The organism is Candidatus Synechococcus spongiarum (genome assembly GCF_900047545.1).
GTDB classification, from domain to species: domain Bacteria; phylum Cyanobacteriota; class Cyanobacteriia; order PCC-6307; family Cyanobiaceae; genus Synechococcus_B; species Synechococcus_B spongiarum_C.
The window spans coordinates 1-4,375 of the sequence record NZ_FITM01000155.1; the positions used below are offsets into that span (position 1 = coordinate 1).

Consider the following 4,375-nt stretch of genomic DNA (forward strand, 5'->3'; position numbering starts at 1 on the left):
TTGTTGACGGGGCGCTTGGGAATTGCCACGGAGCCCGGCTTGATCCTCCTAGACCCCTCTGGTCCCCCCTGCAACAGCGGCAACCGGGGCTCCCTGGAGCAACACTGCTCCATTGCCGCCCTCAAGCGCCTCTCGGGCCTGGAGCCTGCCGCCCTGGCTGAGCGCGCCGCTCAACAGGAGCAAACAGCCCTTGCCCATTGGCAAACCTACGGACGCCGCTTGGGGATGGGTATCGCGTCGCTGGCATATCTCTTTACACCGGAGCGCATCCTTCTGGGGGGAGGAATTGCCGGGGCGTTGTCTTATTTCCGCACCGCGCTGGAGCAGGAGTTGCGGCAGCGGCTGCTGCCAATGTTTCGTCAAGACCTGGTCATCCTGCCCTGTGCATTGGGTAACGGGGCGGGACGGGCTGGTGCGGCCCGCCTCGCCCTGGACCACCTTGAACGTCCTGGTTAGCCGGACTCGGTTTGCTGGGTTTTGAGCGCCTCGACGCAGTGGGTCACACACTCGCCGTCGTGGAGGGAGCATTCAGAAATGCAGATGAAATATTGCTCAATGGAGTCCCAGCGCTCCACCTGTTGTTCTGTGTGTTGCATGGGGTCGGTGCCTCCTCCAGGAAATGAAATGGACTGGATGCACCCAAACTACGGAGATCTTGCTTTCCTCACAAGAAAAATAAGTCTTGTTGCCTAGATTTCCATTGCGAATGATTGCGCCACGTTCCCTTGAAGCTGATGCACCGTCCCTGAAGGATCCTGACCAGGACGTGGTGTACTGCCCATGGAAAAACAGCCATATCATGCCATAGGCTTGAAGCTGCCTGGTGGTAAGGAGGTGCTCAAACGACTGGAGCAGATCTCCGCCATCGTTGTGGCTGTGGGTCTGGCCATGGTGAGTTATTGGTTATTTTTTAGCTGGGCTGGCGGCGGCGGCGCTCAAAATCGTCAACGCCCCAGCTCCCAGGCCGTCCACCATGCACCGCTGGGGGATGAGGAGGTGGGCCTTGCCATGGGCAGGCCCCCCACCACCGGGACATGAGCCGGGACTCCAAGCCGTTAAAGGCCCCCGCGGGCCTTATCCAACCAGCGGCGGCTACCGGGATCCTCCAACTCGGCTACAAAGCGGCGCACGTCTTCCACCGAAACGGAGAGGCCCCGCTCCGCGGCAAGGTCCACTAGGCGTTTCACGGTGCCGCCCGGGTCATTGAGTGCCTGGCGGTAGAGGGAGGCCGTGAGTTGACGGTCTTGACGAATGGCGTCATACAACTGGCGGCTGGGGTCCATTGGTTGACGACCAAATGATGGAGAGCCTAGGCTAGAGTCAGCCTTGACACGTGCCGCAATGGATCAACCCAACCCCTCCTTGCTTGGGAGTGAAAGGGTGGTCCAACCAGGTCAAAAGCGGTTGCAGGTGGAAGGGCTGTGGCACCGGTTTGGGGGCAACGGGGCCCCATGGGTTCTGCAAGGCATTGACTTGCAACTACAGGAGCGGGAACTGGTGGGGCTCCTTGGCCCGTCCGGTTGTGGTAAAACCAGCCTGCTGCGTCTGATTGCCGGATTCGACCAGCCCTGCAGGGGACAGATTCTCCTGGATGGGCAGGAGGTGTCCGGTCCCACACGTCTACGGCCACCGGAGCGGCGGAATATTGGCATGGTGTTTCAAGACGATGCCCTGTTCCCCCATCTCTCCGTCTGGGACAACGCCTGCTTTGGCTTGGGCATGGGCCAGGATCCGAGTCGGGCCCACTGGCTGCTGGAGCTGGTGGGCCTGGGGGGGCTTGAGAAGCGCTATCCCCATGAGCTGTCCGGTGGCCAGCGGCAGCGGCTGGCCTTGGCCCGTGCCCTGGCGCCTACCCCCTCCCTGGTGTTGCTGGATGAGCCCTTCAGCAATCTGGATGTGGAAGTGCGACTCCACTTGCGCAGTGAACTCCCCGGTGTGCTGGCGTGTTGCGGCGCCACCGGTTTGATGGTGACCCATGATCCCGAGGAAGCGCTGGCCATCTGTGACCGTGTCGCCGTGCTCAATGGGGGCCATCTGGAGCAGTGTGCCCCGCCCCAGCAACTGGTGAAGGCCCCCACCACAGGGTTTGTGGCCAGCTTTGTGTTGCAGGCCAACCTATTGCCCGCCCAGCGGATGGATGAACAGACCGTGAGCACGCCTCTGGGAATGCTGCGCTGTCCATCGGGCGCCACGGCCGTTGACCCGAACACGCCGTTGCAGGTGTTGTTGCGGCCGGAGCAACTGAAACTGCAGGCTGATGTCAAGGGTCCGGGCAGCGTCGTCTGTCGGGAATTTCTGGGCCGAGTGTGGCTGTATCGCATTCAACTGAACCAATTGACCCTCAAGCTCCGCCGGCCTCTGAACAATGCCTTGACCCTGCATCAGCGCTGCGTTGTCAGCATTGATCCAGCCGCTGAGCTACTGCTTTATCCCCAGCGACTCCCCCTGATCCCGGTCTGAAGGTTCTACACGAAACCACTGGGCAACATTCCAGAGCTGGCTATCCCATGGGTTGGCCTTAAACCCCCGTAGGCTTTTGGCGACAGCAGACGTGATGCCACGATTGACCAGAGGGATTTCATAGCCCTGTTGAATGACCAGGTCATTGAGCTGCTTCACTAGGTGCTGGCGCTCAGGCCCGATTGGCGTTTTGCGCAGTTGCTCAAAGCGTGCGTCGTAATTTTCGTTACAGGCCCGACTGATGTTACCGCCTGTCCATCTGTTTTCAGATTCCGGGATCGCGCTACAAAGCCCACGGAACAAAGACTGTTCCGGGTCGATTGCAATACTATTTGCAAACATTTGAGCATCTGCAAAGAAGCGAACATAAGTCTGGCCTTTCTGCAGAACCGGATCGCCGCCAAAGAAGACGCTTGCATCATGTTGAACCAGGTCTGTGGAGATGCCAATCTGCTGCCACCAATCCTGGAGCAGATTATAGGTAGCCTCGCGTACAGCATTGGCTGAGGTTTGAAACGTGATGTGCAGAGGAACATCCCGATAATCACGAATGCCGTCACCATCATGGTCAACCACACCATGGGCATCAAGAAGAGCATTGGCTCCTGTAATATTTTGTATCAAGCAAGTATCATTTGCTGTTGAAACATAATCAGGTGGCGCTGCAATGACATTACATTCAGGCCGACCCGCAAATCCATAGAGTTGATCTGTAATCATCTTGCGATCAATGGCCATGGACATGGCCTGAACAATGGGTGGAAACGTGAGGAAAGGATGAGGATTCTGGCCATTATTGTACTCTGATCGCTGCTCAGCTAGGGTCTGGTTCGGGTTAGTCTGATTGATGTAAATGCGCTCCACCAGGCTGCCAAAGGCAACAGCCAGCCGCCCCGGACCTTCGGCTTCCAACTCTCGCAACACCTGGTACTCCGCCTGCACGTTCCAGCCGTAGTCCGCTGTCCCCTCCTCCAGAACAGCCTGTGCGCCATCCAGAGCCGTGCCGCCCCCTTTTAACAGCACATCATCAAAATAAGGCTGTGGGCCGTGGAAGAAAGGATTTCTGACGTAGGTAACATCCTGGTTGACCGTGAACTCGGTGACACTGTAGGGACCCGTTCCCAGGGGAAGCCGTTCTTCAGCACAGGCGCGGGCCACCACCCCCAGACAGTCGCCAAACTGGTGCTGACTAAGGATGGGCATAGCTGCCCCTGTAAAGACAGAGTAGGGGTAGGCCTGGGGTTGGATGAACTCAATCCGGACTTGGTGGGGATCCACAGCCTTGACGGCAGCCACGTTGTTAAAGGCATGCCGTTGTTGACAGCCGGAGTCGTGGGCCGTGCAATATTTCCAGGTGAAAATAACATCCTCCGCTGTCATGGTAGTGCCGTCAGACCAGCGCACCCCCTTCTTGAGATTCCAGGTGACCGTGCGACCATCAGCACTAATGCCACCGTTGGCGCGGGTGGGAATCACCGTGGCAAGTCGGGGAACCAGTTGACCATCCGGTCCATAATTGGCCAGGGGTTCAAGGCTCAGGGAAGCTGCTTCCGCGTCCTTGTCTCCATCCGAGAGATAGGGAACCAGAAGAGACGGGGCCTGCCAATAATGTAGCGTCAGGGTGCTTCCCCCGGAGGAGGAATCTGTTGACTCGCTTCCATTGATGGTCCCGGTCTGAGCCATGGCGCCCCCGGAAACGCTACTCCCCATGGATGTGGCAATCGCCAGCAGGAGGGACAGTGCAGCAAAGGGTTTCATGGGCCACCACTCACCGTTTAAGCATGAGCGGCGAACTTACCACAGTCCGAATTCCGGATAAGGGGATGGGATGGGAGCTTCTCTTGCGGAAAACCTGGAAGATGACGAAGTCGCCGCCCAGCCGAGTGCAAAAGCCCAGTTGGCACAAGGCTTCTCA

6 protein-coding genes are annotated in these 4,375 nt (G+C 58.5%); 3 read left to right on the top strand and 3 right to left on the bottom strand.

Translation table 11 applies throughout. The features are described from left to right. Positions 1-456: ROK family protein (locus FLM9_RS06610; protein ID WP_143324640.1), on the top strand; the 456-nt coding region annotated here is incomplete at its 5' end. On the opposite strand, the gene FLM9_RS08225 is transcribed toward FLM9_RS06610, so the two are convergent. After that, positions 453-596, bottom strand: a complete 144-nt coding sequence (locus tag FLM9_RS08225) for a DUF8642 family protein (protein ID WP_180365327.1) — start codon at positions 594-596, stop codon at positions 453-455. The two genes, FLM9_RS06610 and FLM9_RS08225, sit on opposite strands and share 4 nt — an antisense overlap. A gap of 184 nt (positions 597-780) precedes the next feature. On the opposite strand from FLM9_RS08225, the gene FLM9_RS06615 reads away from it, so the two are divergent. After that, complete coding sequence (locus tag FLM9_RS06615) at positions 781-1,038, top strand: hypothetical protein (RefSeq protein ID WP_074457830.1); 258 nt, start codon at positions 781-783, stop codon at positions 1,036-1,038. A gap of 17 nt (positions 1,039-1,055) precedes the next feature. On the opposite strand, the gene FLM9_RS06620 is transcribed toward FLM9_RS06615, so the two are convergent. Then, on the bottom strand, positions 1,056-1,283 hold the full coding sequence (locus FLM9_RS06620) for a DUF8665 family protein (RefSeq protein ID WP_074457831.1): 228 nt from the start codon (positions 1,281-1,283) through the stop codon (positions 1,056-1,058). A 43-nt stretch (positions 1,284-1,326) separates the two neighbouring features. Between FLM9_RS06620 and FLM9_RS06625 the strand changes: the two genes are divergently transcribed. Continuing rightward, complete coding sequence (locus tag FLM9_RS06625) at positions 1,327-2,460, top strand: ABC transporter ATP-binding protein (protein ID WP_257243041.1); 1,134 nt, start codon at positions 1,327-1,329, stop codon at positions 2,458-2,460. On the opposite strand, the gene FLM9_RS06630 is transcribed toward FLM9_RS06625, so the two are convergent. Then, on the bottom strand, positions 2,419-4,218 hold the full coding sequence (locus FLM9_RS06630; protein ID WP_074457832.1) for a peptide ABC transporter substrate-binding protein: 1,800 nt from the start codon (positions 4,216-4,218) through the stop codon (positions 2,419-2,421). The two genes, FLM9_RS06625 and FLM9_RS06630, sit on opposite strands and share 42 nt — an antisense overlap. Between the last annotated feature and the right edge of the window lie 157 nt (positions 4,219-4,375).

Bases quoted from the DNA above. Each gene is read 5' to 3' on its own strand.
- FLM9_RS06620 (WP_074457831.1), bottom strand. From the start codon at position 1,283: ATGGACCCCAGCCGCCAGTTGTATGACGCCATTCGTCAAGACCGTCAA.
- FLM9_RS08225 (WP_180365327.1), bottom strand. From the start codon at position 596: ATGCAACACACAGAACAACAGGTGGAGCGCTGGGACTCCATTGAGCAA.
- FLM9_RS06630 (WP_074457832.1), bottom strand. From the start codon at position 4,218: ATGAAACCCTTTGCTGCACTGTCCCTCCTGCTGGCGATTGCCACATCC.
- FLM9_RS06615 (WP_074457830.1), top strand. From the start codon at position 781: ATGGAAAAACAGCCATATCATGCCATAGGCTTGAAGCTGCCTGGTGGT.